The organism is Collinsella sp. AF19-1LB (assembly GCF_003459655.1).
Lineage (GTDB): Bacteria > Actinomycetota > Coriobacteriia > Coriobacteriales > Coriobacteriaceae > Collinsella.
This window is the reverse complement of record NZ_QRWO01000081.1, coordinates 1-766: the sequence shown is the minus strand read 5'-3', so window position 1 is coordinate 766 and position 766 is coordinate 1. Positions and strand designations below refer to the sequence as shown.

At 43.9% G+C, this 766-nt stretch carries 1 protein-coding gene; it reads right to left on the bottom strand.

From position 1 onward, the window contains the following. A partial coding sequence (locus tag DWX39_RS10835; protein ID WP_147336413.1) for a transposase occupies positions 1-561 on the bottom strand: 561 nt, incomplete at its 3' end. Positions 562-766 lie beyond the last annotated feature (205 nt).

Below are 766 nucleotides of genomic sequence, written 5' to 3'. Positions count from 1 at the left end.
CCTTTCCAGGAAATCCAGCAGTTTGTCTTTACCGCTGTTTATGTCGAATCCTCCGAAAAGATCGAAGATTCCTGGCATGGTCTGCTCCAATTGACTTTGCAGCTGGAGAAGGATGCGGCTTCTTTCCTCCGAAAAGTTAAGATAAGCATCGCAGAGTCTCTTTAAGAGGAAATACTTATCTCCATTAAGATCGAATTGCGGTAACTTTGCCCAATAAGCGATTCCATATCTGGCAATATTCGTGGAGTCGATGGAGTCTGTCTTTGTGTGTCTGAAGTTCTCTGCCTTATTAAAATTAGCAACCTTCAGAGCGTTGACGACAGATACAAAAATCCCATTCTGCTGCAAGAAATAGGCTATCGACAGGTGATAGACACCTGTTGATTCCATGACGACTTTTATCTCGTCATACTTTGCTTGTACCCGAATTTCATCGACCAGAGGCTGAAGTTCCTCTTTTGTGTGCTTAACATCAAAGGGCCTGCGGATGATCTTGTCGCCAGGCGCCATGAAACACACCGTACTTTTTCTCTTGGATACATCAATACCTACACAGATCATAAGTGACCTCCTATAAAAGATATTTGTAGTTGGTAGACGCTAATCCTTCACACACTTATTACCACTCAAACTAGTTTTTTTACACGAACACGGAGATAAACCTGCCTAACGCGAGCACACATAATAAGGGGAAGGCTGACCCTCTTCTCCACGTCCAGTAAACGGACCGGTGGTTCGCCGTCAAACCATCTACTCCCCTAATTAT